This is a genomic window from Azospirillum thiophilum, assembly GCF_001305595.1.
In the GTDB taxonomy this organism is placed as follows: domain Bacteria; phylum Pseudomonadota; class Alphaproteobacteria; order Azospirillales; family Azospirillaceae; genus Azospirillum; species Azospirillum thiophilum.
The window spans coordinates 57,627-83,026 of record NZ_CP012408.1 but is presented as its reverse complement, the minus strand read 5'-3'; the positions used below and the strand labels follow the sequence as shown (position 1 = coordinate 83,026).

The following is a 25,400-nucleotide window of genomic DNA, read 5'->3' as shown; positions in this document are numbered from 1 at the left end:
CTTCGTTCTCCTAGTAGTCCGGCGCGGCCGGCGCAAAGTTTCCCTGTTCGGAGAAGCCGCCTTCTCCGTTGCTGTCCAGGTTGCGGGTATTTAGGGCACAGGCTTCGCGAGCACCCCAGGTTCTTCACAACATGACGACGACGAGCACGTTACCAGGACCAGATTGCGTTCCGCTTGCCGGAAGCGGTTGGTGATTGCATCATCCCACAAACTGTTTAGGCGTTCGTGTCGACCTCGTGTTGATGTAAGACCATTCTACCGAACCGGATCCGCGCGGCGCAAATTTCCCGACGAAGGAATCCGTCGAAAAAAGATGCTGACATGCGGAGCCGTGTGGATGGCCGCGCCCCTGTCGCGAAGGGCCGGGACAGCGTGGCGGTGGCTCTGCCCGGGCCGGCTGAAGAAGATGATCGCTGGGCCGGGATGGCCCGTCCATTACGCTTGGTCGTTCAGGGCAGGCTGGCCGGGTGCGGCAGACTGACGCACGGCGGCGTGTCCAGCATGTCGCCGTCGGTGATGGTGTTGTCGTCGCTGGTGATGGTGGTCTCGATCCGCAGGCCCTTTGGCAAGGACGCCACGACGGTCTCGTGTGCCGGGAAAGCCGTCAAATACGCCCCACGGAATGGCGTCGGGCAGTAGGCCGATGGACCGGTTGCGGCCGGGAATCCAGGCGGTCATGCTTGAGCCAGGCAGGATCCAAGAGGAGCGGATGATGGCGGAGATGGCGGCAACGTGGACGATCGGCGGCATTCTAATCGAGCAGCACTGCACGCTTCTGGTCGCCGGCGACCGGCATCTTGTCGGCCGCGTTCCGCCGGGCCGTTGGACTGTCACCGGCGCGGTGGTGGAAGAAACTGACGGCCTGCTCATCACCCACGTTGGACGCCGCTACATCCTGGGCGAGGCCGCCGCCGTCCTGGAGCCGGAGGCCGAGGCCGTCGCGCGCGGGCTGCTCAAGGGCCTCTGCTGCTACGAGGCAGAGCAGATCGACGCCATCATCGGTCGGCTGCGGGAGACGATCGCGGGCAGAACCTAAGCGGCGTCATCATCCATCAGGCTTTTCGGAGCGGCGAACTCCGCCGGAACCTGGGCTCCTCGCCATGACTGCCGCTGCTCAGCCGACAGGTCACTCGGACGCAGGTGGCGCCAGCGGCCCCGCGGCTCCTCGTCCAACAGGAACGGCTTCACGTCACCGCGCCGGGCTCGGGCGTCTTCGATCCGCCGCGCCGCCCGGTAGATGCGGCGCCGAAGGTCGAGGTCGTCGGTCAGATCGGGGGCCGGCAGGCCCTTTGCCGCTGCGCGGGCCCTGAGCCGGCGCATGATGTCGCGGCCGCGCTCACTGACGTCATGGGCGTTGCCCCGCGGAGGCATTTCGCCTTCAGGGATCGGTGTCGCGGTTGTCATGATGGCGGCTCCCGGTGCCGTGGTCACGCCAGCGTCATCGTACAGTCCATGGTGCTGCTCGTCATCGGCATGATCATCGGCTTCCAGGCTGCGTTTCAACCCGTCGACGGCATGCACAGGGCGATGCCGGCGTCGCTGATCCGGTCCTCGGCGATCCGCGACCGGTTCCTCCGGTCCAACGCCCGGTAGCCGGCCCCGATGTGCGCCTGGACCTCTTCGTCGCTGATGTCGGCGCCGATCAGCGCGATCACGCTTCTACAAAGCGCATCACTGGCGGCGTTTAGCCTGATGCGCCACAAGCCGTTCCAGCAGGCTCGCTCTGGGCTTCGTGCCGAAATGTTGTTGGATGAAGGCGAGTTGCCTATCGTCTCGGGCGTAGGCGAACTTCACGGCACGCGATACGACCAGCGTGTTGAGCGCCTTGACCTGATCGGCGGGATCTTGGTCCATCACCCGACGCTGAGTTTCGGGATCCCTGGCGGCTACGAACAGATGCTGGGGACCGATGGGCATGATCACATAGGCGCTTTCCTCGGTCAGGGTGGTCGTCATCACGACTGGCCGATCAGAGGTAAGAAACTCGCCATCAGCCTCTGCAATGGTCCTTACCCGCCACCGCATGTTGTTCAGCAGCCCGCCGATGCCGACGTGATCCATCAAGCGAGACGCCAGGACCATGGTCCAGCGTTCGAATTCATCCGGGCCGCGCTGGTCGAGATACTCCTGAAACGTTGGCGGATCGTCTGGTCCTTTCTCGACAGCATAGCGGGCCTCAAGGCCCGGGATACGGCAGATCCACTCCTTGTCCACGCCACCCTTCAACGCCGCGATGCTCTCAGGCACCCTCATCATCAGAGACATCAGGAACCGCGACCATGCGCTCCGCAGCCGAGCCTCCTGATGGATACGGGGATCACCGGTTTCCAGCATCTCCAACGCCTCGGCGGCCATCGTGTCCACCGGCTGCATGAAGCGCTGCTCGATCTGCTGCGCTCGATCCGGTGGGAGACCTGGCATCTCGTACAGACGTTCGGAGAAACCGGTCTGCGCTGGGTGACATCGCTTCGGCATAACGTTCTCGTGAGGACGGCTGAACTGACAAAGCCGTCCACCCTTTCCGACCCAGCGGCTGAGGTAGAATACCGGCACGTAGTGGTGTTTCAGCGGAACCTGCATGGCCATCACCGGTTCAGGAAATCGCGGATCAGGTCCCACCGATCTTGGTAGTCCTCCAACCCCGTCAGCCGGCTCCTGACGATCTTGCCCCAGGGGTTACTGGGGTCGCGGACCTGCAGGATGTATTCGATCGGGAAGACGTAGAAGTCGGGGCGCCGGACCCCGGTGTCGCCCTTGCGGGGACCGTTCCGGAAGCCGCGGTTCAAGGCGGCCAGCACCACGAAATCGGTGTCGAAGTTGTTGATAATGGTGCCGTCGAACCCGGTGTCGACCCGGCTTTTGACCTGTACCCGGGCCGAGGTGTTGCGCTCCGGGTTGGTAGCGATGATGTCGTAGCCGGGGAAGTTGGAATAGGTCTTGTACGACGGGATGCGCTCCAGGAGCAGGTGCCCAAGCACCAAGAACTCCGCTCCGGCGGCCTCCAGCGAGGTGTCGCGGCGCTTCTTCGTCGGCGACTCCACGATCTCGGTCATCGTGTCCATCAGATCTGCTCAGGACGCTGTTCACGCCCCCGATCACTGAGGCCGGGAAGAGCCGCATCGATCCGCTCCAGGGCCTCGACGAGATGGGAGAGCAGGTGCCCACCCACCAGCACCCAGTGCAGGTCGTCCTTCGGATCCGGCCCAGCGTCTGAGAACGTCACGACATTGCCCGCGTCGCTGGGCTGCGCGAAGTAGAGGAAGGCACCAAAGGCGTTCGGATGGGTGTATTCACACAGATGATCGTAATCCTTCCGAGCATCCGGCATCGTCTTTGCCATCCGTTCGATCTGGGTGAGGACGGATGTTGCTTGGACATCCTTCGTCCCGGCCTCCTCGATCAGATGCTCCAGGCGCGTGCTGAATGAGCGAGCACTCACGAAGTCATGAATCTTTTGCAGATCACCTTCTTTCAGAAGATCTTGCAGTTTGGCTTCGAAGTGCAGGAAACCTGCCACCGTCTCGTAGATGCCGCGAACATCCATCAGGGCCGTCAGACCGGCACCGGCGTAGACGTTGCGATGAGCACTCTCGATCAGTTGCAGACACCGCCGGATCTGGGCTTGGTTGAAGGCGCAGATCATGTTCGAGACGCGGAAGCCGCTGCCCGGCTCGGGCACGATGATGCGGTCGACACGGCGATCGCGCAGTTGTTGGATGGTGGCGTTCACCTCGGCCACTCCAGCCGGAGAAGCCATATCAGCAGGGACGGCCGCCGGATCGAAAAGCGGGTTGGGCATGACACGGGACCTCATCGTTCACGAAGATCAGTCTATAGAGGCGGTTCCTGACGAATCAAATTTCCCGGCAACGAGATCTGGTGAAGATGAAGTCGGCATAACGTGAGGTACAGCATGCGGCGTCGGGAAGCGGCACCACACATCCAGGAGCCGCCGGTCGATGAGCCGGTGGCCGAGCGGGCACCGATCTCCAGGGATGTCCTGGAGATCATCAGCAACGTCTACGGCGATTTGCTCAAGGCCGGCCGCTGGACAGCCGCTGCCCGGCTCCTGCGCGGTTTTCCAGAGTTGTTTGGCGCCGACTACGTGTACCAACGCCTTCGCAAGGCTATGGCTTCGCAGAGCAACAGTCCCCGACCCACGAGGAAGGCTGCTTTGCAGCAGGCCGAGGTGGCGCTGCGCGAGGCGAAACGATCAGATGCATCGGTCTGGCGTGCCGGACGGGCGCTCGGCATCACACGCGGGCGGCCGTTATCCACTCCGCTGGCCACGAGCACGACACCGGCCGGCAACCGCTTGCCACCTCGTCAACCCCGTGAGCAACCAGCCGCCGGCACGCTCCGGCGCGACGTTCCAGTTCCGCCGGCATTGTCCGAACCGCACCTTCGCGAGGAGTGGATCCCGCCGGAGGAGGACGCCCGTCGGCTCGTCGAACAGGTGACCGCGGTGAGGCCGCAGCAGGCTCGCTTCCGCGCGGCGCTAATCGCCGCCTATGGCGGCGCCTGCACCGTCGCCGTTACCCTGGAGGCGGCGCACATCGTCCCGCACCGGGGCGCCGCCACCGACATCGTGCAGAACGGCCTGCTGCTGCGCGCCGACCTGCACGCCCTGTTCGACGCCGATCCGCTCGGCGTCGATCCTGATGATCTCGGCGTCCGCGTCCACCACGACCTGCTCGGCACCGAGTACGCCGCGTTGGAGATGCGGCCGCTCCGTCTGCCCTGGGATGCGGCCGCACACCCGTCGAAGCCGGCCCTGCGTTGGCGTTACATCCGTTTCCTGGAGCGCTGCCGACGCGCAGAGATGGCGGCTCTCGGACTGCCGGCGGATTGATGGGTTGGGCGTCATGCTCCCCACCCGATCCCGGAGGTCAGGCGCCGAACCGTGACGGTTCAATCGCTTTGATGAATCGCAAGAAGGCCGCTATCGAATCATAGATGAAGCGGGCTTCAGCCGGGTCCAGTAGATCGTTGTCGTGGGCCAGTGAGCGGTTGTTTCGGATGTAGTTGTACTTCTCGAAGACGCTATTCGCGTTCTTGATGATCTGTGTCGTCATGTCCTTCAGATCCCGCTCCGCCTGTAGGACTTTGACGTACTTGCCAACGTGACAGTGGAGTGGGTCCGATTTGTTGTAGGGAAGCCCTCGTTGCTCCAATAGATGCTTGAACTTCATCGTGCAGTAAGTGTGCAGGCGGTCCATGGCGGCGGCCGGTCGATTGGCGTCGAGGTCACGCTGAAGAGCAGCGACCAGTTCTTCGAGCGTTTCGTCCTGCCGAAAACGCTCGATCACATCGGTCTGAGGCGCCGCGCTGCCACCCTCGATCCTGGTCAGCAGGTCGAAGAACTTCGCCTTCAGCGCATCGCGGCCTTCCGCCTCCTGGTAACACGGAATGTCTTCGCTGTATGCCCAGAGACGACGGAGCACGCGGACGACGAGCGGCGCATCCTCGATCTCGATGAACGCGCGCAGGTGCTTCCCCTTCGACGGGACGTTCTGACTGTATTTGCCGTCGTAAATATGGACGCCGAGTTCTTCAAAGAACTCGGCAAAGGAAGGGTTGGTGAAGTCGAGCACATAGCCGCCATGCATCGCATACGCGTCGTTAAGGATTTTCCAGTCCGAATGCTTCAGGGCGACCACGGCGGCTCCTCTTATGGTTGCCGCCATCATCGCTAATGTCCGATCAGCGTTCAACACTGAATGCATCATCCCGATGTTGGTGATGCCATAGCCATCATCGCCGTCCACTGGCCGCGCGCCTGAGGCACCCCGCGGCAATCGTCCCGCAAGTTGTGGGACAATGCCGAGCGCATAGTCACTTCCGCCTGACACCACGAACGGTTTCGTTGGTGCCGTGGTCGTAATCGCCGCCCACCGGCTGCACGCTTGAGGCGCCCCGCGGCAATCGTCCAGCAAGTTGCAGGACAAACTGCACGGACGGTGTCGCCGGCGCCGTGACCATCACCGCCGTCCACCGGCCGCGCTCTGCTCTCAGATTGTTACAAAGGCGGTTGAACTCTCGTCCGGGTCGATGGCCAGATAGCGGTTGGTCGTGGACACATTGGCGTGGCCCAGCGTGTCGCGAACAACATGGATCGGAGCACCGTTCTTCAGCGCGTGTGTCGCGTGGCTGTGGCGCAGCCAGTGCGCCGACGCGGCCTCCTTCAGGTCGGCCAGCAGCCGATGGTCGCCGGCGGCTTCGGCGCTCCGGCGCGCGTCGGCGACAACACCTTTGACGATGCGGTGGACGGCCGAAGCGTCGAGGTGGCCGCCGTTGCTGCGCTTGCGTGAGCGGAAGATGGGGGCCTCGTCGATAGCCAGCGGGCCTTGGACTTTGTGCACGGCGTCGAGGTGATCGACGACGATTTCCGGGAGCAGGACGTGGCGGGTCTTGGCCCCTTTGCCGAACACCGTCAGGGTCGCGGCGTGCCTCTCCGTGCGGTCGCCGTCTTCCGCTTGGCGCAGGTGCTTCCAACGGAGATGCGCCACCTCGGAAATGCGCAGACCGGCGACATAGAGCAGGGTGACGATGGCGCGGTCGCGCGGTGGTTTCGCGGCGGCGATCATGGCGCGGACGGCGCGATTGGACAGGACACGCTGGGCCAGGTCGTCCTCGCTCTTCTCCAACGTTACGCTGATTGCCTCGTTCACCGCCAAATGCTTCTTCGTGCAGGCATAGTGGAACAGGCTGCGGATGGCGGACAGGCGACGACGGCACGAGCGCGGCGCGAGCGGTCGTCCATCCGTGGCCATCGCCGTATCGATGTGGTCCTGGATGTCGATGTCGGTGATCGTGGCCAGCGGCTTCCAGCCGACCGCCCGGAGGAACACCCGGATGTCGTCCCGGTAGGCGCGGCGGGTCCGCGCGCTCCGGCGGGTCTTGAGCCAGCCTTCGATCACGTCGGCGTCGGTGCGGACCACGGGAACGGGAATGGCCGGCAGAGCGACGGTCGGTTCGGTGACGACGAGGGCCCGGCTGCCGTTTCCACCGGCGATCTCCTCGAAGTCCGCGTCGATGGTTTCCGTCTCATTGTCGCGGTCGGCTGGTGTGCGCAGGAGGGTGTCGTCCAGGAGGACGCGTTCGACCTCGTTCGCAAACCCGACCGGCTCGATCTCGATGGCGTCGTCCACGATCACCGCTCCCATTGCTTGCGTTGCCAACCATCCGCTGGACGGTCCGCCGGGTCTTTCTCGAACGCAATATAATGTGTCTTCTCTTGCGTTAAGAATCGATTTCAGTGCGCCTGACCGGACCGGAAAATTTCACAGCCAGGCGGGTAGGGAAGGGTACTCTCTAGCACGGATTTTGCTTAGTCTGCCAACCACGCTACCAAACAATCCCCGTGTCCTGCATGTGTATTCGCAGACGGGTGCGCGCTGAATAATCGGCAAACGAAACAACTGTTCCGATTTCACAATTGGTATTTGCGGATTTCCGGAGCCGGGCAGGGCAGGGGGAAATCCACCTGGGGGATTTATGCCTTGGCTTGTGGGACATGCCACCCCGCCGCCTCGCCACGAACCGGCTCGATCTGATCGCGGTAGCGGATCAGCGACGCCATCTCCCGAATCAAGATGCCGTGTGGGCCTCGCCCTGGGACCAGACGACCAGGGCCCGCTCCAGCACGAAGAAGTCGGTTGCGCCGGCCAGCACTAGGTCTTGAAGGCTCTCGTGCGAGCACTCGTCGAACAGCGCTTCGATGTGGGGGCTCCATGAGCGATCAGGCTGGTCGGCGTGCAGGCAGGCCAGCAGGTCGGCCGGCGTCATCCGCTGAGGACGCGGCGCGTTGATCGTAGCCAAAACGAATGAGATCACGGCCGCAGCGCTGATGGGCATCGCCCCTCCAGGAGATCCACGTCATTAGATCCGTGTATCCACCGACCAGTGCGTAGACCTCGGTCGCCATCGTCACCTACTGCTTCACCAACACTATATACTGATAGATCGCGCGCGCGAGGAGCGGGGGAGGGCACATGACCGACGACGGCATCACCGGCATTATCCGCGATGCCATCCTGACGTCCAATGTTGACAAGGGGGCGGAACCGGTCACGCTGCAGGAGGTGCTGGAATCTGGTATCTTGGCAGAGGTGCGCGATCCGGACGCGGTGATGCAGCAGATCGCCGATCGGCTGGCGGCCGAGATCGCCGCGCGGTTGGAAGGCGTCATCCCGCCGGCAGAAGGAGCCGTTGCCGCAGCGCCGGTCGGGTCCTTCCGCAACGAGGAGGCAGCCATCGGTTTCCTGCGGGATCGGCTGGTCGCCGCGCTTAAGCCGCGCATGGTCTGGCTGTTCGGCTCCCGTGCCCGTTGCGACGCCCGCATGGACAGCGACTTCGATGTGCTGCTCGTCCTATCCGACGACGGCTTACCGGAGCGCGCTTGCACCAGCCGCGCTGTGGTCGAGCCGCTGGTCGCGTGCGGCTTGGGTTACAATGTCGTGCCTTGCTCTTGGTCGGTTTTCCTGGCCGAGAGGGAGCAGTCCGGCACGCTGGTCCACCGCGCCATCCGCGAAGGGCGTCTGCTCTACCAGGACTGTGACCTGCACCGCGACCCGACACCGGCGGAGATCGTCGCCGCGTCCCGGCAGCAGCATCTTGAAATCAACCGGGGATCGATGGCCAAGGCGTTGAAGGCGCTGGATTTCTGGGGCGCAACGGACGAACAGGCCAAGGCCATCCTCGGCGCCGCGCTGCACGGCGTCCTGCTCGGCCGGCGTTCCGGCATCGGGATCGAAGCAGCGCTGGACGACGCCGACATCAGCAGCAGGCTGCGAGCCATGACGGTCATCATCAACCACCTCGGGCAGCGGTATGGAGAGCCGGCTGACATACTGGCCTGGATGCGGTCGCCGTGTGAGGCATTTGAAGGCAAGGCGCCGCTGAAGCACATGGCCAGCGGCCGGCTGGAGGATCTGGAAGAAGTCCGTGTCTACCTCCAGCAGCGTGCCAGCGCTGCCGCTCGCGACCGTTAAGCCGGGGCCCGCCGAAAATCCCGGAACCCCGGTGGCGAAGATCCTGGGAAGCGCGGGGCGCTTCCCGCCCCGCTTGACTCCCTCGGCGCAAACCCCGTTTTGCGTCCGACACCGGGTTGCGCGTGGGAGGCTCTGCCTTACTACATGATCAAACGGCCACGGTCGCCGAAGCACGTCGGCTTGATGTCCAGAGACGCGACGGTCTCCAGGCGTTGCTTGCGGCATTTGAGGCTGCTGACGCTGTACTGGAGCCAAGCGCCGCTCCGGCGCTCAAGCCAGCCGGACGCGAACACGTCGCCAGCGGTAAAGCCTGCATTGCCAACGGACACCCACTCCTCGCCACGATCGGTCGGCCACAACGCAACGTGGACAGACACCTCGTCGAAGCCCGCGTCGCCGACGTAGCCGACGGCTGGGATGTCGCCGATGGCGAAACGGAACGTGATGCCGGAGTTGCCGGCCTGACGATGCTGCTGGGCGCGGTCGAGGGTCCAGCCCGGCCAGCGGTTATCACCCGGCCTCACCGAGATGAGGCGTTGCTCGACGGCCACGTTCACCGCCGCGACCATGACGTTCCGCCATGCCCGTGCGCGGATGCTCGTGTAGTCGATAGAGTCGGCCGAGACCGGTCGCGTTTTGATGAGGATCTTGCCGTCCTCCGGCACCCGGAGAAACGCGAACAGGTCCAACCCGTCGTCGGGTGATATGGCATCGACGCCGAGTTCGGAGAGGCGCCGGAAGAACGCCACCTCATCGAGAAGGCGGATCTCCGGATCCTGCGGATCACGGCGCTCTATGTCGGCGATCAGTGCAGCGTGCTTTCCGTAGCCGACCGCGGCGGCCATGGCTTCTGACAGGTGCGAGGACTTCACCTCGGGGAGGGCATCGCGCACGGCGCGCTTAACGGTTAGTACGTTGTCGGCAGTCAGAATCAGAGCGGTCATGAGAGTCGCCTCATGCTGGGGTGGCGTCGATGCCCGCCGCTTAACATCGACCAGCAATCGCGAGGTCGACTTGGTGCTCTGGTTGCCCACGTTTAACTCGGCGGTAAGTTGGGCTTGGGCGGCCAACGTCCAAGGTGAGGCTGCATGGGCTTGCCGTCAAGATGGCAAGAGTCGTTTTCTTCGCCCCGCCGCCGCCCATTCCTAACCGTCATCGAGCCGCTATCGACGATGTGATCGGCACGGTTGGTCCGTGAAGGATCGTACGGGCCTGACGGCTTCGCGCTATCTTCGGTAATGCGACGATGGATCGCTAATCAATGGTTGTTTCAGCCCTGTAACCAAATTTGTATTTACTTTAGCAAAACTCGCGTAAGAGTTTAGGAGATTAAGCCTTGGGCTGGCCTCCACCGATAATTGGACAAAGACAAAGTGAGCATCTTTCGGAACACATTGCGGGCTATCGCCTTGGTTGCCCTGGTAGGGAGCAGCGCCCCGGCGTTGGCAGACAGCATCGCCTCTGAGATGCCTATTGGCGCGACCTATGAGGGGAGCGTCAAGGTGTCGCGGACGCAGATCCCTCTTCCTCCCGGCAAGTGGACTGTAACTGCCCTTAACGAAAGCAGTAACAATCAGTTCAACACGAACGCCACAGTTACGATGGCGAACATCGTCAATGGACGTCTGCTTGGGTACATCTCGGTGTCAACGAATGTCGATCTCGGAAGGAACGGCTGGCAAACGTATAACTTCTGCTTCCGCAAGGACATCTACTTCCTTCATTTCGATTCGGCTTACCAACGAGAGCAAGCCTGTTGGGGCATCAATCATCACATCTTCTCACCAACGGGCACCTATTCTCCGACTTACGGGAAAAACATCCAGCAGGCATTGGCCGAGAAGGGCATCGACATGCCCAAGGTAATGATCAATACGGTGTTTCGTCTGGCGAATGAACATTCGTATGTGAACTACGAAATTCTTTTGAACCCGGAATTCTATGGATTCTCTTCTACCGGAGAGAGCAATTGGGCCAGCAGCCCTTGGCATAAGGACCTCATTGCCAAGGATCCGAAGCGCCGGCAATTCCTCGATCAGGTGAAGGAGCAGTACCAGGGCTTCTATCCGATCCTGAAGAACCAGTTCCGCTGATCCGGGGGTATGCCATGACCAAGATCCTTCGGGCGGCCGCGCTGCTCATGCTGTGCTTGGGCATGCAGGCATGCGCATCGATCACGACCGGAACCACACAGTCCGTCGCCGTCGATACCACGCCGGTCCAGCAGGCCACCTGCACGCTGCAGAACGAGAAGGGCCAATGGACCGTCATCCGGACGCCCGGAGCGGCGACGGTCGCGAAGGCGTACGGCCCGCTGTCGGTGCAGTGCCGGAGTGACGCCGGGCATGCAGGATCGTCGTCGGTCAACTCGACGACGGCGGGTGCCGCATTCGGCAATATCATCGCTGGCGGAATCGTTGGTGCCGCCGTCGACATGGGATCTGGAGCCGCATACCAGTATCCGGCCCAGGTTGTTGTTGCGATGTCGTCACCTGCGGGATCACCGGCACCCGTCGCAGGAGCCATGGTCTCCGCGGCACCGCCCACACCTACCCAGGCGCTCGTCCTTTGCCGCCTTCGCAAGGTGGAAGAATACCGGGACGAGGCCTGGTGCAAAGAGGCGGGGGGCAAGGTGATCCACGTCGGCCCTCCCCAGCAGCCGGTCACCGCGACGATTGCCTCTGCCGCGGCTCCATCGGCGGGCGGACGTTCTGCCGGCGCGCTCCCCGTGCCGAGCAACGCGACCCTGGCACCTGCGGCTCCGGTGGCGACAACAGCGCCGCAGAACATCGGCACCTGCTATCTACCGGATGGCAGCAAAGAGCCGTTGCCGAAGGACGCATGCATGACGAAGAAGGGCTTTATCGGAGCCTGACGGCTTCAGGAAAGGCCGGGCGCCACGCGCCCGGCGTCTCCCTTCAGGCAACCCGAAGGCCGCCCGGCCCGGTCAGAACGTCATGGTCGTGACGGCAGCCGCTCGCACCGGCAGGTGCAACCAGCCCATGCCGACGGCGCCCACGGCCGCCAGGAAGGCCATGTAGCCGGCCGCAGAGAACAGCGTCAGCAGCCGGCTCCGCAGGCGGCAGGCGTCGAAGAAGGCGAAGGCCAGCAGCGCGCACACGGCGCCATAGGCCAAGAGGGACGAGAGAGGCATGGGGTGTTCCTTCGCTGTGGTCCGGTCGAGCCGGTATCTCCAGCGTTGATAGGATCACGGCGAGATCGCCAGGGTGTCGTCGAGGAAATCTTCTCCGTCGGATTTTCGGACTGGTCGCCCGACCGGCGCACCTTGCGGGCACCCGCTGCCAGAGCATAGAATCCGGGGTTCGCAACCGATCCGAGCCATCATGGACTTCCTCGACGCCCGCATCCTGCTCATCAACCCCATGGACGCCCTGCGCGCGTCCGACCGGGACGTGCTCATCGCCGCCGGCTTCCGGCGCGTGATGGAGGCCAAAGAACCTCCTGTGGAGGGTGTCCTGGCGGCCGCCCGGCAGTGGGATGTTCTGGTCATCGAGTGGCGTTCCGGCGGCCTGGAGATGCTGCGCGCTCTCCGCGCTGACGAGGGCACCAGGTACAAGACGGTCATCGGCCTGACATCCAGCGCGGCGCCGGAGTTGGTCGTCGAAGCCAAGGAGGCCGGGGTGAGCGGCTGGCTCATCCGGCCCATGAGCGATGTCGCCAAGCGCATCCAGAGGGCCATCGAGCGGGCCGCCACGATGGCTGCCGACGCCTCTTGATGGGGGCGTTAGGGATTCCGCGGGTGCAAGAACGACAGATCGGCTCCCTGCACCTCGCCGGCATCAATCCAGAGCACCCGAATGCCGTAATGATGGAGGAGTTCAGTCGTCCAATCTAGGCGCGGCCGACGCGATAAGACAGCCCAAAGCGATGAATCGGCGAACCCCACCTCATCACGGTACCGAAACCGGTAGTCCAGCAACTGAGCAAGCGCGGCGCGAACCTGGTCGACTTCATTCCTACCATCATCAGCGATGCTTTTGATCTCAAAGATCATGCGCTCATCGTTGGCTTCGACTGTTGCGTCGATCAACGAAGAGAACTCGCATTCCCATCCTTGACGGTGGAGATAGGTCATCAACGTCTCCAGCGCCTGCCTGTGCGCAGTGTTCGCGCGTTCTTGGGCTACAAAGCGCTCCTCGCCGGACCCTGCTTCTGCTGGTCGGGCCGCATCAGCAGTCATTCTCAACGGCAACAAGGGCGGCGCGATCCTGACGCTGTGCTTTTCCTGCGAGGAAGGCGGTGACGGGGCATCTGGTTCGGCGAGGTGTTCAACCCTCCAAGGCATTTCCGCGATCCGCGACAGCACAGCGCAGAGCGTTATCCTTCTGTCGCTGAGGAATATTTCCCGATGCCTTTTGTAGGAAATGGAGTTTTGGGTTGATCTGCTGCTCACAATTCCGAACAGAAACATGAAGTCTTCCTCTCCAATCTCGACATCATCGATAGAGAAGAACTTCTTTGTCTCTTCCTTGCTTATACCGTCATCATTTCCACTTGCGCATCGAAACGCATCGAATAGAAATCCGACCTCATAATCAGCAAGTCTCCACGGATCGCCCAGTCTGAAGGCATCAAGGAAGCGCTTCGCGACGCGTCGAAGAGCAAGCGGCGGACAGGCATGAAACAGCGCCTTCCAATGGTCTCGATCAATCTCCATCAATGGGGTCTCGCCGAAGCGAATTGACTGCATTATTTCCACGGTCACCTCGTCTCCCGGACATTGCCAAACTGGCTAGACGGTCAGCACAAAGCCACCGATTTCGGGCGGCTGTCCGCTCATTTGCGCTTTCCTATGAGATGATGATCCCGCAAACGGGAGACCAGAACATGGCGCAGATGAGCAGGGCGGAGCAGCAGCGAGCGAACGAGATCCAGGACTACCTTCGGGGTCTGGGCGCCAGGGAGGCCGCGGCCATCGCGCCCCGGCTGACGGCCGGGCTGAGCGCCGGCGCCGCATCCGCCATCCAGCACACCGCTCAGCGCAGGGTAAACCAGACCCGCGACATCGCCCAGGAGTGGACCGAGGCAGACACCCGTCAGCAGCGGCTGGAGAGCCGCCGCCTGGACGAGTTCCGGCAGCGCCAACAGGCCCGGCAGCAGGCCGAGCAGCGCCGCGAGCAAGACTACCAGGCGTGGGTCCGACTCCAGCAATTCTGCGACGACATGCGCCGCATGAACGACCGACAGGTCAAGGCGCACTTCACGGCGGCCATGACCGATGACAGGACTTTTGCGGCTGCCCGTGAATCACTGCGTGCCGCCCTGGTTGCACAGTCCACCGAAGCCTTCCTGTTGCGAAAGCGCCAAGCCGCCCTGGCGAACGGCACTCCGCCGGCCGACGTGGCCACCTTCGACATGCTGCGGTCGATGCTCTCCGGCGATCAGATGAAGACCATTATCCGGGAAGCGCTCATTGATGCTCGCCCTGTCGCCGATGAACCGCCGGCCGTCGCCGCCGTGAAGGCTGCTGGCGCTCGCGAGACCATCGAGCAGCGCCTCATGGCCGTCCTGGACGTCAGCAACGCGGCCCTGACGTCAGAGCAGCGCCGGGCCTTCGAAACGTCGATCCGGTCGTCGTTGCTCGACCACTTCCAGGAGTTCGGCCTGAGCGCTGGTGTCGCCCTGACCGTTGCGGAAATCGAGGCACACGCCGAATCCCTTCGGGGCCGTGTCACCAACGCGCTCGCTGACCTCCTGCTCGACGACGGACTGGGCCTCAACACCGAGCACTACTGCGCGATGCTCAACAGCATCAACGCCAGCATCGACGGGCTTTCCGCCGTGCCCGCGCACCAGCGCGAGGCCGCCGTCGACGCCATGATGATCGGCCATCAGCAGAAGATGGTCGGCTCGGGACTGGACGCGTCGCTCTGCACCCCCGAGGCCGTCATGGCCCAGGCGGCGCGGACGATGTACGACGTGGCCGCCCGTGTCCTGGCCGACCCAGAGGCGGCCACCGAAGCCGACCTCGACATGGCACGCGCGATGGCCGAAATCGCCGCCCGCCGGCCGGATCTGGACCTGCAGCCGGCCGCTCCGGCGCCGACGGCGGCCGGTGTGCTAGGTCGTCTGCACGCCCGCCGCGCGGCGGTCGAACAGACGGCCGAAATCGAAGCCCCGCAACTGCGCTGACCCGCACCGCCGCGGCGGTGTGAGAATTTGCACAGGCCCATCGCCACCGGCATTTCCCCAATGGGGAAAAGCCGGAGTTCCCATTTCGTTCGGGCGGCCGACCGACAAACCGGCATCGAGCACCGAAACCGACATCTTTCGTCAACACCTGATCGATACCATCAACGGTAACGAACAACGGACGAGCCAATGTCCTCCACCCTCCCCGTCACCCTGATCGAGGACCTGCTGGTCGAAGCCGGGCTGGCCACGAACGACCACCGCGTCGCTGTGGCTGTGCTGGGCGCCGACGCGCCGGTCCGGCAGGCCGATCTGGCGCCGCGCCTGAGCCTGCAGCGCAGCCACGTCAGCCGCGCCGTGCGCCGACTGCTGGCCGAGGGGTGGGTGAAGATCGCCGGCGTCGATCCTGACGACAACCGCCATCAGATGCTGGCGCCGGGGGCAAAGCACGCGCAGGCTTCCAGAAAAAGAACTCCGCCATGAAGACCCTCATCGTGGCCGCTCTGGCTGCCGTTCGCCTGCTGGCCCTGTCCCCGTCGATCCCCTCTGCCGCCGTCGTGTACGCTCCGGGCTATCCCTTCCCGCCCGGCACGACCGAAGGCTCCGCTACCGCCTGCGTCCACAGAACAGGTATGTCCCAGTTGTGCCACGGCGGTCTGGCAAGCCGTGTCGATGGTGCCGACTGGCATGGCGCAAAGTCGAAGAAAAAACTCCCTATTACTGTAGGAGACTTTTTGTTTCCGAATACACAGATCCGGCGAAAGTGATTCCGTTACACGCATACGATCGGCATCGCAATCCGGTAGCAAAAACCCGCTGACACCCCCCGTTACTCGGCCGTCGGACGAAGGACGCGAGTAACGCTCGCCGAGTAACGAGGCGATGTCGGTAGCGGATTCTGATACCGCCAATCCGATGCCGGAAGCATGGTGGCGGGCATGCGGAGCGGATGCGTGGCGCATTCCTGCTGCAATGCTTGGCGTGCTGCGGAATGCGCGATTAACGCACAATCTGAGGCAATGCAGTCGTTGCGCGATCCCTCCTCCCCTGCGCTGATAGCAGGCTCCTCAAGCAGGTTTCGTATCCACCCATCCTCGATTCGCTTTCACCAGTGCGACAAATTAAAACGGTCAACGCACGTTCGTATGATGATGTTCTTGATGTACAATGGATACAACACACAGGCGCCAAAGAATATAAGGACAGGCATCAGAATAGTTCATGCTTGTCGATCAATTCCTCAAGGATCTTCGCCATTTCGTCCATGGCACGCTGCTGCACGCCGATCTTGTCCCTCAGGGATAGGACGTCTCGCAGCAGGCAGTGGCGATTGAGCCCGACGTAACGAAACGGCAGGTCGCCGACCTCCATGCGCTGTACGACCAGAGCGCGCGAGATCCCAAGAATCTCGGAAGCCTCGTTTAGGGTGAGATCCCGATCCTCCTCCAGCAAGACGACTCCTCTGCCCGCGATCAAAAAGTTGACCATTGTGGTGACCGCCTCCGCGACTTTTGGGAGCAAGGGCGCCGTAGTGGAAGGCGTACGGCCCGATCCGGCCTACACTTTAGAAGAGATCCCACAGCCACTAACGATGGCATTGATGATATCCGGATCCGTTACCGGTCCCTGCTCTCCATGCGGTGGTCCAGCAACGCCTGCTTTAGCATCAGTCAGTGCAGCCTCAATTCGCTCAAGTGCAACTTTGCCATCTTCCCCAACTGCCGCAAGGGAACGGATTCTGTCAATGCACTCTGCCGTCAAATCGGCGATCCGATAGCGACCCTTCTTATTAAGTCGCGGCTCATTGATCGGCATGTCGACCTGCGAGAAAGCGTAATCCGTACCTAACGCCGGTAGATCGATGTCAGCGATAATCGCCCCGAGAAGATGGAGCGGATTTCGGTGCCCTGAACGGCTTTTGGCTATCTCGCCGATAATGACATGATCCTGCTCGGGATTGACAATGGCTATACGATAGGCATGCGCCGATTGGCCGTCGTTGCCGATGGTAGTCCAGATCGACCCGGTGATCACTGGGTGTTCGCCAAGCCTGTATTCACCGTAAGGAACTAGCGCCATCCGCAATTTGATCATAACTAGAACCCTTTAATGCCACGCGCCTTATGGTTTTTAGCAATTGAACATTTAATATCCTACTAGGGATCGGCATGCATCTGTCTTCCCACACGGTCTTCGACCGATATCCTGACGGATGCGTCCCACCTGCGCCAGTCGGTGCCCACTCCCTGCGCCGTTCCAAATTGGGACGGGCTGCACGCCTTCCGCTACGGCCCCGGCGTGTTCCTGGCGGATGCGTCTCGCATGCGCCAGCCGGTGCCCACTCCCTGCGCCGTTCCAAATTGGGACGGGCTGCACGCCTTCCGCTACGGCCCCGGCATGTTCCTGGCGGATGCGTCTCGCATGCGCCAGCCGGTGCCCACTCCCTGCGCCGTTCCAAATTGGGACGGGCTGCACGCCTTCCGCTACGGCCCCGGCGTGTTCCTGACGGATGCGTCTCGCATGCGCCAGCCGGTGCCCACTCCCTGCGCCGTTCCAAATTGGGACGGGCTGCACGCCTTCCGCTACGGCCCCGGCGTGTTCCAGGCGGATGCGTCTCGCATGCGCCAGCCGGTGCCCACTCCCTGCGCCGTTCCAAATTGGGACGGGCTGCACGCCTTCCGCTACGGCCCCGGCGTGTTCCTGGCGGATGCGTCTCGCATGCGCCAGCCGGTGCCCACTCCCTGCGCCGTTCCAAATTGGGACGGGCTGCACGCCTTCCGCTACGGCCCCGGCGTGTTCCTGGCGGATGCGTCTCGCATGCGCCAGCCGGTGCCCACTCCCTGCGCCGTTCCAAATTGGGACGGGCTGCACGCCTTCCGCTACGGCCCCGGCATGTTCCTGACGGATGCGTCTCGCATGCGCCAGCCGGTGCCCACTCCCTGCGCCGTCCCAAATTGGGACGGGTTGCAGGCCACTGCCGTCACCCATGCCATCAACACGCTGGTAGAAACCGGCTGGTTGCGGCGCGAGGCCGATCCGGCCGGCCGGCGTCAGGCACTGCTTTCGCCGGGTCCTCAGGTGTCGGACGCCACCGGCTGAGCGACCACACCGACAGATCCGGTACCATTCGCTTGTTGCCGGATTTCGCATCCGAGACACGTTTCCGAGAGACATCATGTCCCACCCGCTCTCCGACGACATGCTCCAGGATTGGACCCTCAAGGACTGGCACCATGACGAGTACGGGCGTCTGACCGTCCAAGGGCGCCAACGCACCTATCATTTCCTGCCTGTCAGCCGGAACGTGACGGAGTTAAACTGCTGGCTCACCGTGCCGGACGGCCTGATGTCGGCCCACATGCAGTACATGTTCGGCGCGATGGAGAGCGCTATGGCCACCGCTGAGCACAGCAACAGCGGCCGCATCCCGGAAGCCAAACTGCTCCCGAAGCCACCCATCGTACCGGTCGGTGGTTTCGCCGAAATCGTGGGGCGCGATGCCTTCCTCGACACCCACTGGGACGAACTCGTCCTGCGGCACGCTGGATCTGCCGACCTCAGCGATCCCAACGCCGTGCTCGTCGACGTGGAGCCGATCGCCGTCATCAAGACGTTGGCCGCCATCCGCCCTGACGACCAGGAAGCCATGCTGACCGACATCGACCGGCTGGATGTCTTCACCTGGATTTCCGAGACTGAGGAGCCCCGCTTCGTTCGTGTCGGGCGCGAGCCATTTCGATCTCCGTGGTACAGACTGCTGTTCAGGGTCTGGCGCGGCGACGGAATCCCGATGCTGGCCGCCTTCGATTTCGAATGCGGCGACACCTGCCTGGCCTACGCTTGGCACGATCATCGACGCCAGCAATGGGCCGCGCGCTACTTGCTTTCCCACGCGCACGCATCGTGCGCGGTGTGGCCGGGCATGCCGGCCAAGGTGGCCCGCTGATGCTGGACATTATCGCCGAAGCCATCGCAACCTTCGACGCCACCTCACGGGCCGAGATCCTGTGCGACGCCATCGACACCAAGACTGAAGCGTTGATCGCCGCCAAGATCCGGGACCGCATCAACGCCATCCTGGGGGGCCGCCGCGCTATCAGGGAAGTAACCTTCTCGCGGCTGCAGTGCGGCCGAGGCCCCGGCGACGGCCGTGAACAGAACATCGATCTCGTCGTGTGCGACGGCGAAGCCACGATCGCCGGAGGTACCTGCCAGGACGAAGGGCTCCACCTCATCGAACTCAAGCAGTATTACGATTTCGACTGCGCCCGGGCACTGAAGCATCCTCCATACCGCGGCCTTCAGGAAGAGATCACGTACACCCTGGCACGGCTGGCGGCGCACCAGCACCGGCGCATCAGGAGCCGGTACGTCATCATGGCCATCGTCCGCTTGGGCCCGGCCGACACCGGCGCGACCTGGAAATACACCCCGCGGGCAAAGCGCCAGAGTCTGCTCAAGGCGATGGGAGAGATAGATCCGGTCACAGCATACCTCGTCGACCAGCGCCGCTCTCCTGGAGACGCGACGGAGGCATTCCCGCCTCCTTCTGCCACGGGCGAGATCGACCTCGGCCAAATCGACGGCTTTGAGGCACGGCTGTTCTGGGCGGCCTACGCTTCATGATGAGCGCAGGACCGCGAGATGTTAGGCACATCAACCAGTGCTGAGATGAAGGTGATCAACCAAGCATCTGCACCACCCCTTACCAACATCTTTTGGGTTGTGGTAGAATGACGTTCCCCATATGGATTGCACTCTGCCATGCCCATCGATTCCTTCAAGAAAGACCCTTTTGGCTCGTTGAGTGGCATCCATGACCTTCAGCGCCTTGGTCAGCCGCCGAAGGACATCGCCGAGCAGTCCTTGGCATCTCTTACGTCACCCGAGGATGTTCTTCGCAGCATCAAGGCGGCCCAGCAGTTCGATCCAGCGACCGCGATCAACGACCTTCACCGCCTTGGTCAGGCGCCAAAGAACATCGCCGAACAGTCCTTGGCATCTCTTACGTCACCCGAGGATGTTCTCCGCAGCATCAAGGCGGCCCAGCAGTTCGATCCAGCGACCGCGATCAACGATCTTCACCGCCTCAGTCAGACGCCAAAGAACATCGCCGAGCAGTCGCTGGCATCCCTTACGTCATCCGAGGATGTTCTTCGCAGCATCAAGGCGGCCCAGCAGTTCGATCCAGCGACCGCGATCAACGACCTTCACCGCCTTGGTCAGGCGCCAAAGAACATCGCCGAACAGTCCTTGGCATCTCTTACGTCACCCGAGGATGTTCTCCGCAGCATCAAGGCGGCCCAGCAGTTCGATCCAGCGACCGCGATCAACGATGTTCACCGCCTCGGTCAGACGCCAAAGAACATCGCCGAGCAGTCGCTGGCATCCCTTACGTCATCCGAGGATGTTCTCCGCAGTATCCGGACAGCCCAGCAGTTCGATCCAGCGACCGCGATCAACGACCTTCACCGCCTTGGTCAGGCGCCGAAGAACATCGCCGAGCAGTCCTTGGCATCTCTTACGTCACCCGAGGATGTTCTCCGCAGCATCAAGGCCGCTCGCCAGTTCGAACTGGGATCTCCCGGTGTTATGAACACACTCCTGGCAAAACCTCTCCAATCCGTCCTTCATACCATCGCGAGCGCGACGCATGGCCTGCAGTCCATGTCTCCGTTGTTGAGTGAACGCATACGGAAACTCATGTCTGATGACGTTGGTCTACTGGCCAAACATCAGGATATGATGGAGGCAATGCTGCCGAAGTGGCCAAATGAACTTACAGCCCTTTCCGCAGGCGCCTCAACCATGTCCAGCCTCTATGCCGGCATGGCCAACTCTTCCATCGCAGATCCTCTGGCCGGGAGTGCCTTTCGCGACGCCTCCAGTTTGGCGAAGTCTCTTTTTGATGGCGTGCTTACAACATCTGGCATCCTGAAAGATCTCACCGCCTCTGCCCTGGATGCCGCAGTAGCCAAATCGGCATCGCTCGGTTCGGAAGGCATGCTGGCACGGTCGGCGATCAAGGATCTCGAACGGTTCCAGGCCCTGACCGCCCAACACAAGTCTGTTTTCGATACCGCCACCCAACTCGCTGCCGCCTCTGTAGCGTCGTCGCTCCAAGGCACGGTCTGGGGTGATCGCCTCCAAGATGCCATCGTCGGCGTTTCTCTTGCTCGCACCGCCGGCATTGATCCACACGACTTTCTGTTCGACACGCCGGAACTCCAGGCCGCAGAAATTCTGGACGAAGCGAGCCACCTCGACCCGGACGACACCGCGGCCGCGCTTGCTTGGCAGACCGAGGCGTACCTCCGCATCGCTGAAGCCTTCGCAGCGTGGATGGAGAAGTTCCACGACGCCTCTCCGCTCACAAGGGCGTTTATGATCGGTAGGATCGGGATGACCATCCTAATCCTCATGGGTACCATCGAGTCATCGATCCAGGGCTTTGAGCGCGTCGGCCGCTGGATTTCGGACACGCCAAATACGGAACATCTACAAGCCAGGAACGACCTCATCCAATCCAGGAATGACCTCCTCGCAGGCGCCTACGCTGCGGTCAGCATGATGTCAGCCCTACAGCAGACCTGTTACGTCACCAAGCACGACGCCCCTATCCGGGCCACACCAGCCCGAACCGGCAAAATGATCGGTCACCTGCCTGCTGGCACCTGTGTTCTGGTTCTTGAGCGTGACGGCCGTTGGCTTCGCTTCGCCTACCAGCCGCCAGACACTGAGGAATCGACGGAAGCCTGGGTCTATCGCGACCACCTGATGGCCACAACCGAGTAGATCCACCACGAAGGAAACTCGCTCTCCCAACTCCTCAACAGCCACCTACCACCTCATCTGCGGTGACAACAGGCTGGTGCCGGTGGAACTGGTGCCAGCGAATCAGGAGCGCCGAGTCGAAAAGCCCGACGGACAATCGTCTACGCTTTTCCACAGTGCGGCAGATTCATCCACGGACAATCGTCGACGGTAGCCCTCAATTTGAAACGCGGACGTGTAGACGATTGTCCACTGAAATGACTGACTTCCGCGCTGTTTCCAGTGAGCATCGTCTACGCCTTGGTCCCATCAACGAGGACAGGCTGGACAGTCCAGCGTCGCCTCCTCGGCCCAGGCCCGCATGGCCTCGGCAGCCCTGCGCATCAGCGCCAGGTTCTGTTGACCGAGTTGGGTCTGATACTCCCGTCTGGCCCAGGGCATGCCGGCGAGATCGCGGGCGGCAACCCGCGCGCGCAGGATCGCCGTCGGCGTCTCCGGCACCATGTCCTGCGTCTCCGACCGTGCGTAGTCATGGACCTTCATCGCATGTTCCAGCCGCAGCCGGGCGAAGCGGCGGGCGACGGCGTAAGACTCAAGGTAGGTTGAGATTACTTCTCCCACTTGGTCGGCGTAGAACGAGATCTCCGCGCCCGAGAACCGCAGCACATCGAGCCCGGTAGCCGCTTTGATGGCGCGTTCTCGATCCCGGTCGGCACGCAGACGTCCAGAGTCCTCACCGTGAAATTCTTCTCCGTCGCACTCGATGAACATGAGATCGAAGCCGTCCCATGCGTCGATCCGGTCGATCAACTGGTTGGCGAATGCCACGAGCATGTCCGCGCGGTAACGGTCGACGCCAACCTGCGGAAACACACAGATTCGGTTGCGCGAGAACGTCTCCGGCTCCGCTCGCAGCATGGCCACAGCATCCTGCCAGGTGTCTGCTGCCGCGAAGGTCGCCTTGTAGCCCAGGTTGAGCCCTCCCATGAGCAAATCAAGCATCTTAGCCTCGATCGGGCTTTCCGGCGGTTTGACCTGATCGATCTCGTATCGGCTCAGCAGCGGTCCCGAGGCAGCGATGTCCATCGTAGGGCTCCGGTTGTATCGGCTACTATTATCTCAACGCTGCTGGCACTTGCGCAACCCCATCACCGGCTACCGAAGGACGCTTGCCGGTCGATAAAAATCGGGCCAAGACTCCCCTGGGCGTGGCGGTTGATGAGGACGGTGGCAATGGACAGGGTGACGGCAGCGATAAAAGCGGCGTTCGGCAGGTGCGACATCGATCCTCGTCTCTCCGAAGCAATCACCCGCCACATCTGGGGCGAAGAGTGGCGCGACGAACTTGCCAACCTCATTGCCGACGGCTCCACAGCCGTTGATGTCGCCGCTCCGGTGAACGGCCCTGGGCTCGCGGCGCTCGTCATGCGGATGGTTGCTGACCCTCGCCTCCCGGAACTCCACTCCGATCACGCCAACCCCGACTGTTTGCTCGATGAGATCCGCCAGCAACTCCGGTTCGAAAGCGCGTTGGGTTTCGAAGACGGCGAAGCCGCCGACATCATCCTCCTCATCATCACTCGAGCCAACGACGGCTCCACCCGCAGCGACACCCGGCTTCGCCTCGTGGGCCGGCTGCTGTGCGACATCGAGGTCGACGACAATGAGATCGCCCGCGTCGCAGCGGCTGCCGCCGACGCATCGAGCGAAGCCATTTTCGACGCCTGCGCCGAAGGCCCGCTGCCGATGTGGAACCGCGTTGGCGGCGTCATCGATGCCGTGACTCTCAACGATGACTCAGGGGCCCGCGGAGCCGTCGACGACGGCTTCATCGAACGGCGCGATGAGCGCATTCGGGCGATGATGGCCGCCCTGTCCCCTCAACTCGCCCTGATCTGAGGCTCACTGGCAGCACTCGGCCGCCCACGCTGTCCACGGGCTGCACCGCCATCGGCGGCGACAAGCGGCCGGCGGCGCCATCTACAGCGTAGAGCCGGCCGCGTCGGCCTGTGGTCAGCGAGGGCGGGCGCCCGGCAGCCTGGCGCTGATCGGCGCCTGGAAGACGGTGCCGAATTCCCGGTGCCGCTGCCCGCAATCGACTTCCGAAACCGCGCACCTGCGGCTCGGATCACGGCCGGCGGCGGTAGAATGGGACCAACACCGCCACACCGGGACCACGAAGATGGTCCAGCACGAACAACGGAGGAATCCCATGAGCAGGAGGACATGGCTCATCAGCATCGAGGACGACCGCGCCCTCGCCGAGGTGAAGGAGGCCATCGGCGCCGCCGGCATCGTCACCGGCCTCATCCGGTCGCTGCGGCCGGTCTACGAACGCGCGCATGGCGCTGACGTCCTTCATCCCGTCGGGCGGCCCGGCAGCGATGGCCTGCACGCCTACGCCGTCGCGGCGGTCGATGGCAGCGCCTGGATCCGGACGGCGGCCGGCAGGGCATGGGCCGGCGACATCGTTATGCTGGCCAACGCGGTCGACGGCCGCGGCCAGCCCGTCGGCGAACGGCTCGCCGGCGCGGACTACCTGCTCGATGAAGGCCGCATCGACGTCTACCTGCGCTCCCGTCGGCAGGATCCGGCCGAGCGGGACGACGTGGCCTTCGCTGGGCTCGTCGTGGCGGCCGTGGAGGCCGTCCGGAGCGCATCCGACAAGGAGATGAGCACCGCCGAGGGCATCCGGCACCTGGCCGAGCGCCTGGGCATCCCGACGCCGACGCTGAAGAAGTGGCATTACGGGCAGTCGGCGCCGCCCAAGGCCGGCCGCCAGCACACCGTTGAGAGCCTGCGGGGCGTCCTGGCGCAGCCGGTCGATCCGATGCGGAAGATCCTGGACGCCATCGCCAGCCGACGGCCGGCGGAGCCTGTCGCTCCCGCCATCAAGACGGCGGCCGTTCGATTGCGAGGCAACGAGGAAGACGCCGACGCCTGGATCGCGGAGATCGCCGCGTCGGCGCCGGTGGGTCAAGGCAGCCCCTCCCGGCACGTCACCGCCACCATCGTGAGCGCGCTGCTGGAGCGTCTGGACGCCCTGGAGCATCAGCCCGCAGCCTGATATGCCGCCCCAGCCCTCCCCGCCCGCTTCCAGAAAGCCCGGTGCCGGGCTTTTCGGTGCCGGTCAGTCGGCGCCGTGCCCGCGGGCCAGATCGACGATCACCTCATCGAGTGCCAGATCGTGGCGGTCGGCGGCTTCCAGCGGACTGAGGTCGCCATCGATCACCGTGTCGGGCGTGACCAGCCACTGGCAACGCATGTGCGGGCTCTGGATTGGCATCACGGCGAGGGCCTGGGCCAGCACAGGGCGGCCGGCGACCAGCCGGTCGACGAGGGCCTGGGCCTCGTCGATGCCCATCGCCGCCAGCCGGTCTGTGGTCACCATGTCGTTCATCGCCCCCCTCCCCCTCAGCCCGCCACCTGGTGAGAAGATGGGCCTATTCGGCGCCGAAGGCCAGCAGCGTGGGTGAAGGC

The 25,400-nt window shown here is 63.2% G+C and carries 31 protein-coding genes; 15 read left to right on the top strand and 16 right to left on the bottom strand.

The features are described from left to right. Positions 1-449: 449 nt before the first annotated feature. On the bottom strand, positions 450-578 hold the full coding sequence (locus AL072_RS36110) for a hypothetical protein (protein WP_281178720.1): 129 nt from the start codon (positions 576-578) through the stop codon (positions 450-452). A 98-nt stretch (positions 579-676) separates the two neighbouring features. Between AL072_RS36110 and AL072_RS33075 the strand changes: the two genes are divergently transcribed. Then, a complete protein-coding gene (locus AL072_RS33075; RefSeq protein WP_158511134.1) occupies positions 677-1,036 on the top strand; it encodes a hypothetical protein in 360 nt (119 codons plus the stop codon). On the opposite strand, the gene AL072_RS33070 is transcribed toward AL072_RS33075, so the two are convergent. From AL072_RS33070 to AL072_RS33055, 5 genes are read right to left on the bottom strand one after another with little or no spacing between them, the layout of a single operon-like run. After that, a complete protein-coding gene (locus AL072_RS33070; protein WP_045586331.1) occupies positions 1,033-1,521 on the bottom strand; it encodes a hypothetical protein in 489 nt (162 codons plus the stop codon). The two genes, AL072_RS33075 and AL072_RS33070, sit on opposite strands and share 4 nt — an antisense overlap. After that, on the bottom strand, positions 1,500-1,655 hold the full coding sequence (locus AL072_RS35105) for a hypothetical protein (RefSeq protein ID WP_158511133.1): 156 nt from the start codon (positions 1,653-1,655) through the stop codon (positions 1,500-1,502). The genes AL072_RS33070 and AL072_RS35105 overlap by 22 nt, the downstream gene beginning before the upstream one ends. A 16-nt stretch (positions 1,656-1,671) precedes the next feature. After that, positions 1,672-2,580 (bottom strand): DUF4238 domain-containing protein, encoded by a 909-nt coding sequence (locus AL072_RS33065; protein WP_158511132.1) that lies wholly within the window; start codon positions 2,578-2,580, stop codon positions 1,672-1,674. 5 nt (positions 2,581-2,585) lie between these two features. Next, positions 2,586-3,062, bottom strand: a complete 477-nt coding sequence (locus tag AL072_RS33060; RefSeq protein WP_200910003.1) for a hypothetical protein — start codon at positions 3,060-3,062, stop codon at positions 2,586-2,588. Continuing rightward, positions 3,062-3,799 carry a hypothetical protein gene (locus AL072_RS33055; protein ID WP_144428479.1) on the bottom strand — a complete coding sequence of 246 codons (738 nt, stop codon included), beginning with the start codon at positions 3,797-3,799 and terminating at the stop codon, positions 3,062-3,064. The genes AL072_RS33060 and AL072_RS33055 overlap by 1 nt, the downstream gene beginning before the upstream one ends. A gap of 114 nt (positions 3,800-3,913) precedes the next feature. Here AL072_RS33055 and AL072_RS34020 point away from each other — a divergent pair, with 114 nt between their 5' ends. Further along, a complete protein-coding gene (locus tag AL072_RS34020; protein WP_082109452.1) occupies positions 3,914-4,852 on the top strand; it encodes an HNH endonuclease in 939 nt (312 codons plus the stop codon). Positions 4,853-4,889: 37 nt separating this feature from the next. Here AL072_RS34020 and AL072_RS33045 read toward each other — a convergent pair whose 3' ends face one another. The 3 genes from AL072_RS33045 to AL072_RS33035 form a co-directional block, all read right to left on the bottom strand. Next, on the bottom strand, positions 4,890-5,768 hold the full coding sequence (locus tag AL072_RS33045) for an abortive infection family protein (RefSeq protein WP_052710511.1): 879 nt from the start codon (positions 5,766-5,768) through the stop codon (positions 4,890-4,892). Positions 5,769-6,011: 243 nt separating this feature from the next. Next, positions 6,012-7,151 carry a tyrosine-type recombinase/integrase gene (locus tag AL072_RS33040; RefSeq protein WP_158511131.1) on the bottom strand — a complete coding sequence of 380 codons (1,140 nt, stop codon included), beginning with the start codon at positions 7,149-7,151 and terminating at the stop codon, positions 6,012-6,014. 439 nt (positions 7,152-7,590) lie between these two features. Then, on the bottom strand, positions 7,591-7,857 hold the full coding sequence (locus AL072_RS33035; RefSeq protein WP_045586333.1) for a hypothetical protein: 267 nt from the start codon (positions 7,855-7,857) through the stop codon (positions 7,591-7,593). A 137-nt stretch (positions 7,858-7,994) separates the two neighbouring features. On the opposite strand from AL072_RS33035, the gene AL072_RS33030 reads away from it, so the two are divergent. Next, complete coding sequence (locus AL072_RS33030) at positions 7,995-8,993, top strand: nucleotidyltransferase domain-containing protein (RefSeq protein WP_052710513.1); 999 nt, start codon at positions 7,995-7,997, stop codon at positions 8,991-8,993. 140 nt (positions 8,994-9,133) lie between these two features. Here AL072_RS33030 and AL072_RS33025 read toward each other — a convergent pair whose 3' ends face one another. Beyond that, on the bottom strand, positions 9,134-9,937 hold the full coding sequence (locus tag AL072_RS33025) for a hypothetical protein (RefSeq protein WP_045586334.1): 804 nt from the start codon (positions 9,935-9,937) through the stop codon (positions 9,134-9,136). 429 nt (positions 9,938-10,366) lie between these two features. Between AL072_RS33025 and AL072_RS33020 the strand changes: the two genes are divergently transcribed. Continuing rightward, positions 10,367-11,086: a hypothetical protein gene (locus AL072_RS33020; RefSeq protein WP_060721781.1), complete on the top strand. Its 720-nt coding sequence runs from the start codon at positions 10,367-10,369 to the stop codon at positions 11,084-11,086. 14 nt (positions 11,087-11,100) lie between these two features. Continuing rightward, a complete protein-coding gene (locus AL072_RS33015; protein ID WP_052710514.1) occupies positions 11,101-11,868 on the top strand; it encodes a hypothetical protein in 768 nt (255 codons plus the stop codon). 72 nt (positions 11,869-11,940) lie between these two features. Here the strand turns inward: AL072_RS33015 and AL072_RS33010 are convergent, their stop codons facing one another. Continuing rightward, entirely contained in the window at positions 11,941-12,147 is a 207-nt protein-coding gene (locus AL072_RS33010; protein WP_144428478.1) for a hypothetical protein, read from the bottom strand. 190 nt (positions 12,148-12,337) lie between these two features. Here AL072_RS33010 and AL072_RS33005 point away from each other — a divergent pair, with 190 nt between their 5' ends. Beyond that, a complete protein-coding gene (locus AL072_RS33005; RefSeq protein ID WP_045586337.1) occupies positions 12,338-12,730 on the top strand; it encodes an ANTAR domain-containing protein in 393 nt (130 codons plus the stop codon). A gap of 8 nt (positions 12,731-12,738) precedes the next feature. Here AL072_RS33005 and AL072_RS33000 read toward each other — a convergent pair whose 3' ends face one another. Further along, on the bottom strand, positions 12,739-13,719 hold the full coding sequence (locus AL072_RS33000) for a hypothetical protein (RefSeq protein ID WP_144428477.1): 981 nt from the start codon (positions 13,717-13,719) through the stop codon (positions 12,739-12,741). A 122-nt stretch (positions 13,720-13,841) separates the two neighbouring features. On the opposite strand from AL072_RS33000, the gene AL072_RS32995 reads away from it, so the two are divergent. The 3 genes from AL072_RS32995 (at position 13,842) to AL072_RS34780 (ending at position 15,913) form a co-directional block, all read left to right on the top strand. After that, positions 13,842-15,146 carry a hypothetical protein gene (locus AL072_RS32995; protein WP_060721780.1) on the top strand — a complete coding sequence of 435 codons (1,305 nt, stop codon included), beginning with the start codon at positions 13,842-13,844 and terminating at the stop codon, positions 15,144-15,146. Between the two features lie 189 nt (positions 15,147-15,335). After that, a complete protein-coding gene (locus tag AL072_RS32990) occupies positions 15,336-15,629 on the top strand; it encodes a MarR family transcriptional regulator (RefSeq protein WP_060721779.1) in 294 nt (97 codons plus the stop codon). Beyond that, entirely contained in the window at positions 15,626-15,913 is a 288-nt protein-coding gene (locus AL072_RS34780; RefSeq protein ID WP_144428476.1) for a hypothetical protein, read from the top strand. Before AL072_RS32990 ends, AL072_RS34780 begins: the two co-directional genes overlap by 4 nt. Positions 15,914-16,355: 442 nt before the next feature. On the opposite strand, the gene AL072_RS32985 is transcribed toward AL072_RS34780, so the two are convergent. Together AL072_RS32985 and AL072_RS34775 are read right to left on the bottom strand one after the other, a co-directional pair. Then, the gene (locus tag AL072_RS32985; RefSeq protein ID WP_045586342.1) at positions 16,356-16,634 is read right to left on the bottom strand and encodes a hypothetical protein; all 279 of its coding nucleotides are present in this window, start codon (positions 16,632-16,634) and stop codon (positions 16,356-16,358) included. A gap of 69 nt (positions 16,635-16,703) precedes the next feature. Next, a complete protein-coding gene (locus AL072_RS34775; RefSeq protein ID WP_144428475.1) occupies positions 16,704-17,240 on the bottom strand; it encodes a hypothetical protein in 537 nt (178 codons plus the stop codon). Positions 17,241-17,381: 141 nt separating this feature from the next. Between AL072_RS34775 and AL072_RS32980 the strand changes: the two genes are divergently transcribed. The 4 genes from AL072_RS32980 to AL072_RS32965 all read left to right on the top strand — a co-directional run bounded on the left by AL072_RS32980 (position 17,382) and on the right by AL072_RS32965 (position 21,941). Further along, positions 17,382-18,245: a MarR family transcriptional regulator gene (locus AL072_RS32980; RefSeq protein ID WP_144428474.1), complete on the top strand. Its 864-nt coding sequence runs from the start codon at positions 17,382-17,384 to the stop codon at positions 18,243-18,245. A 76-nt stretch (positions 18,246-18,321) separates the two neighbouring features. Continuing rightward, on the top strand, positions 18,322-19,092 hold the full coding sequence (locus tag AL072_RS32975) for a hypothetical protein (protein ID WP_060721777.1): 771 nt from the start codon (positions 18,322-18,324) through the stop codon (positions 19,090-19,092). Further along, entirely contained in the window at positions 19,092-19,772 is a 681-nt protein-coding gene (locus AL072_RS32970; RefSeq protein ID WP_060721776.1) for a hypothetical protein, read from the top strand. Before AL072_RS32975 ends, AL072_RS32970 begins: the two co-directional genes overlap by 1 nt. A gap of 138 nt (positions 19,773-19,910) precedes the next feature. After that, positions 19,911-21,941 (top strand): SH3 domain-containing protein, encoded by a 2,031-nt coding sequence (locus AL072_RS32965; protein WP_060721775.1) that lies wholly within the window; start codon positions 19,911-19,913, stop codon positions 21,939-21,941. A 288-nt stretch (positions 21,942-22,229) separates the two neighbouring features. Here the strand turns inward: AL072_RS32965 and AL072_RS32960 are convergent, their stop codons facing one another. After that, positions 22,230-23,006 (bottom strand): hypothetical protein, encoded by a 777-nt coding sequence (locus AL072_RS32960; RefSeq protein ID WP_045586367.1) that lies wholly within the window; start codon positions 23,004-23,006, stop codon positions 22,230-22,232. Positions 23,007-23,153: 147 nt separating this feature from the next. Here AL072_RS32960 and AL072_RS32955 point away from each other — a divergent pair, with 147 nt between their 5' ends. Next, positions 23,154-23,819 carry a hypothetical protein gene (locus AL072_RS32955; RefSeq protein ID WP_060721774.1) on the top strand — a complete coding sequence of 222 codons (666 nt, stop codon included), beginning with the start codon at positions 23,154-23,156 and terminating at the stop codon, positions 23,817-23,819. A 313-nt stretch (positions 23,820-24,132) separates the two neighbouring features. After that, positions 24,133-24,987 carry a hypothetical protein gene (locus AL072_RS32950; protein WP_045586365.1) on the top strand — a complete coding sequence of 285 codons (855 nt, stop codon included), beginning with the start codon at positions 24,133-24,135 and terminating at the stop codon, positions 24,985-24,987. Between the two features lie 63 nt (positions 24,988-25,050). Here the strand turns inward: AL072_RS32950 and AL072_RS32945 are convergent, their stop codons facing one another. Further along, complete coding sequence (locus AL072_RS32945) at positions 25,051-25,320, bottom strand: hypothetical protein (RefSeq protein ID WP_045586364.1); 270 nt, start codon at positions 25,318-25,320, stop codon at positions 25,051-25,053. Positions 25,321-25,400 lie beyond the last annotated feature (80 nt).

Excerpts from the sequence above, each read along its gene's own strand:
- AL072_RS33015 (WP_052710514.1), top strand. The coding sequence starts at position 11,101 with ATGACCAAGATCCTTCGGGCGGCCGCGCTGCTCATGCTGTGCTTGGGC.
- AL072_RS33005 (WP_045586337.1), top strand. The coding sequence starts at position 12,338 with ATGGACTTCCTCGACGCCCGCATCCTGCTCATCAACCCCATGGACGCC.
- AL072_RS33035 (WP_045586333.1), bottom strand. The coding sequence starts at position 7,857 with ATGCCCATCAGCGCTGCGGCCGTGATCTCATTCGTTTTGGCTACGATC.
- AL072_RS33010 (WP_144428478.1), bottom strand. The coding sequence starts at position 12,147 with ATGCCTCTCTCGTCCCTCTTGGCCTATGGCGCCGTGTGCGCGCTGCTG.
- AL072_RS34775 (WP_144428475.1), bottom strand. The coding sequence starts at position 17,240 with ATGATCAAATTGCGGATGGCGCTAGTTCCTTACGGTGAATACAGGCTT.
- AL072_RS32975 (WP_060721777.1), top strand. The coding sequence starts at position 18,322 with ATGTCCCACCCGCTCTCCGACGACATGCTCCAGGATTGGACCCTCAAG.
- AL072_RS33065 (WP_158511132.1), bottom strand. The coding sequence starts at position 2,580 with ATGCAGGTTCCGCTGAAACACCACTACGTGCCGGTATTCTACCTCAGC.
- AL072_RS32950 (WP_045586365.1), top strand. The coding sequence starts at position 24,133 with ATGAGCAGGAGGACATGGCTCATCAGCATCGAGGACGACCGCGCCCTC.
- AL072_RS32985 (WP_045586342.1), bottom strand. The coding sequence starts at position 16,634 with ATGGTCAACTTTTTGATCGCGGGCAGAGGAGTCGTCTTGCTGGAGGAG.
- AL072_RS32990 (WP_060721779.1), top strand. The coding sequence starts at position 15,336 with ATGTCCTCCACCCTCCCCGTCACCCTGATCGAGGACCTGCTGGTCGAA.
- AL072_RS34020 (WP_082109452.1), top strand. The coding sequence starts at position 3,914 with ATGCGGCGTCGGGAAGCGGCACCACACATCCAGGAGCCGCCGGTCGAT.
- AL072_RS34780 (WP_144428476.1), top strand. The coding sequence starts at position 15,626 with ATGAAGACCCTCATCGTGGCCGCTCTGGCTGCCGTTCGCCTGCTGGCC.
- AL072_RS32955 (WP_060721774.1), top strand. The coding sequence starts at position 23,154 with ATGGACAGGGTGACGGCAGCGATAAAAGCGGCGTTCGGCAGGTGCGAC.
- AL072_RS33060 (WP_200910003.1), bottom strand. The coding sequence starts at position 3,062 with ATGGACACGATGACCGAGATCGTGGAGTCGCCGACGAAGAAGCGCCGC.
- AL072_RS32995 (WP_060721780.1), top strand. The coding sequence starts at position 13,842 with ATGGCGCAGATGAGCAGGGCGGAGCAGCAGCGAGCGAACGAGATCCAG.
- AL072_RS33030 (WP_052710513.1), top strand. The coding sequence starts at position 7,995 with ATGACCGACGACGGCATCACCGGCATTATCCGCGATGCCATCCTGACG.
- AL072_RS33025 (WP_045586334.1), bottom strand. The coding sequence starts at position 9,937 with ATGACCGCTCTGATTCTGACTGCCGACAACGTACTAACCGTTAAGCGC.
- AL072_RS33055 (WP_144428479.1), bottom strand. The coding sequence starts at position 3,799 with ATGCCCAACCCGCTTTTCGATCCGGCGGCCGTCCCTGCTGATATGGCT.
- AL072_RS32965 (WP_060721775.1), top strand. The coding sequence starts at position 19,911 with ATGCCCATCGATTCCTTCAAGAAAGACCCTTTTGGCTCGTTGAGTGGC.
- AL072_RS33075 (WP_158511134.1), top strand. The coding sequence starts at position 677 with ATGCTTGAGCCAGGCAGGATCCAAGAGGAGCGGATGATGGCGGAGATG.
- AL072_RS32945 (WP_045586364.1), bottom strand. The coding sequence starts at position 25,320 with ATGAACGACATGGTGACCACAGACCGGCTGGCGGCGATGGGCATCGAC.
- AL072_RS32960 (WP_045586367.1), bottom strand. The coding sequence starts at position 23,006 with ATGGACATCGCTGCCTCGGGACCGCTGCTGAGCCGATACGAGATCGAT.
- AL072_RS32970 (WP_060721776.1), top strand. The coding sequence starts at position 19,092 with ATGCTGGACATTATCGCCGAAGCCATCGCAACCTTCGACGCCACCTCA.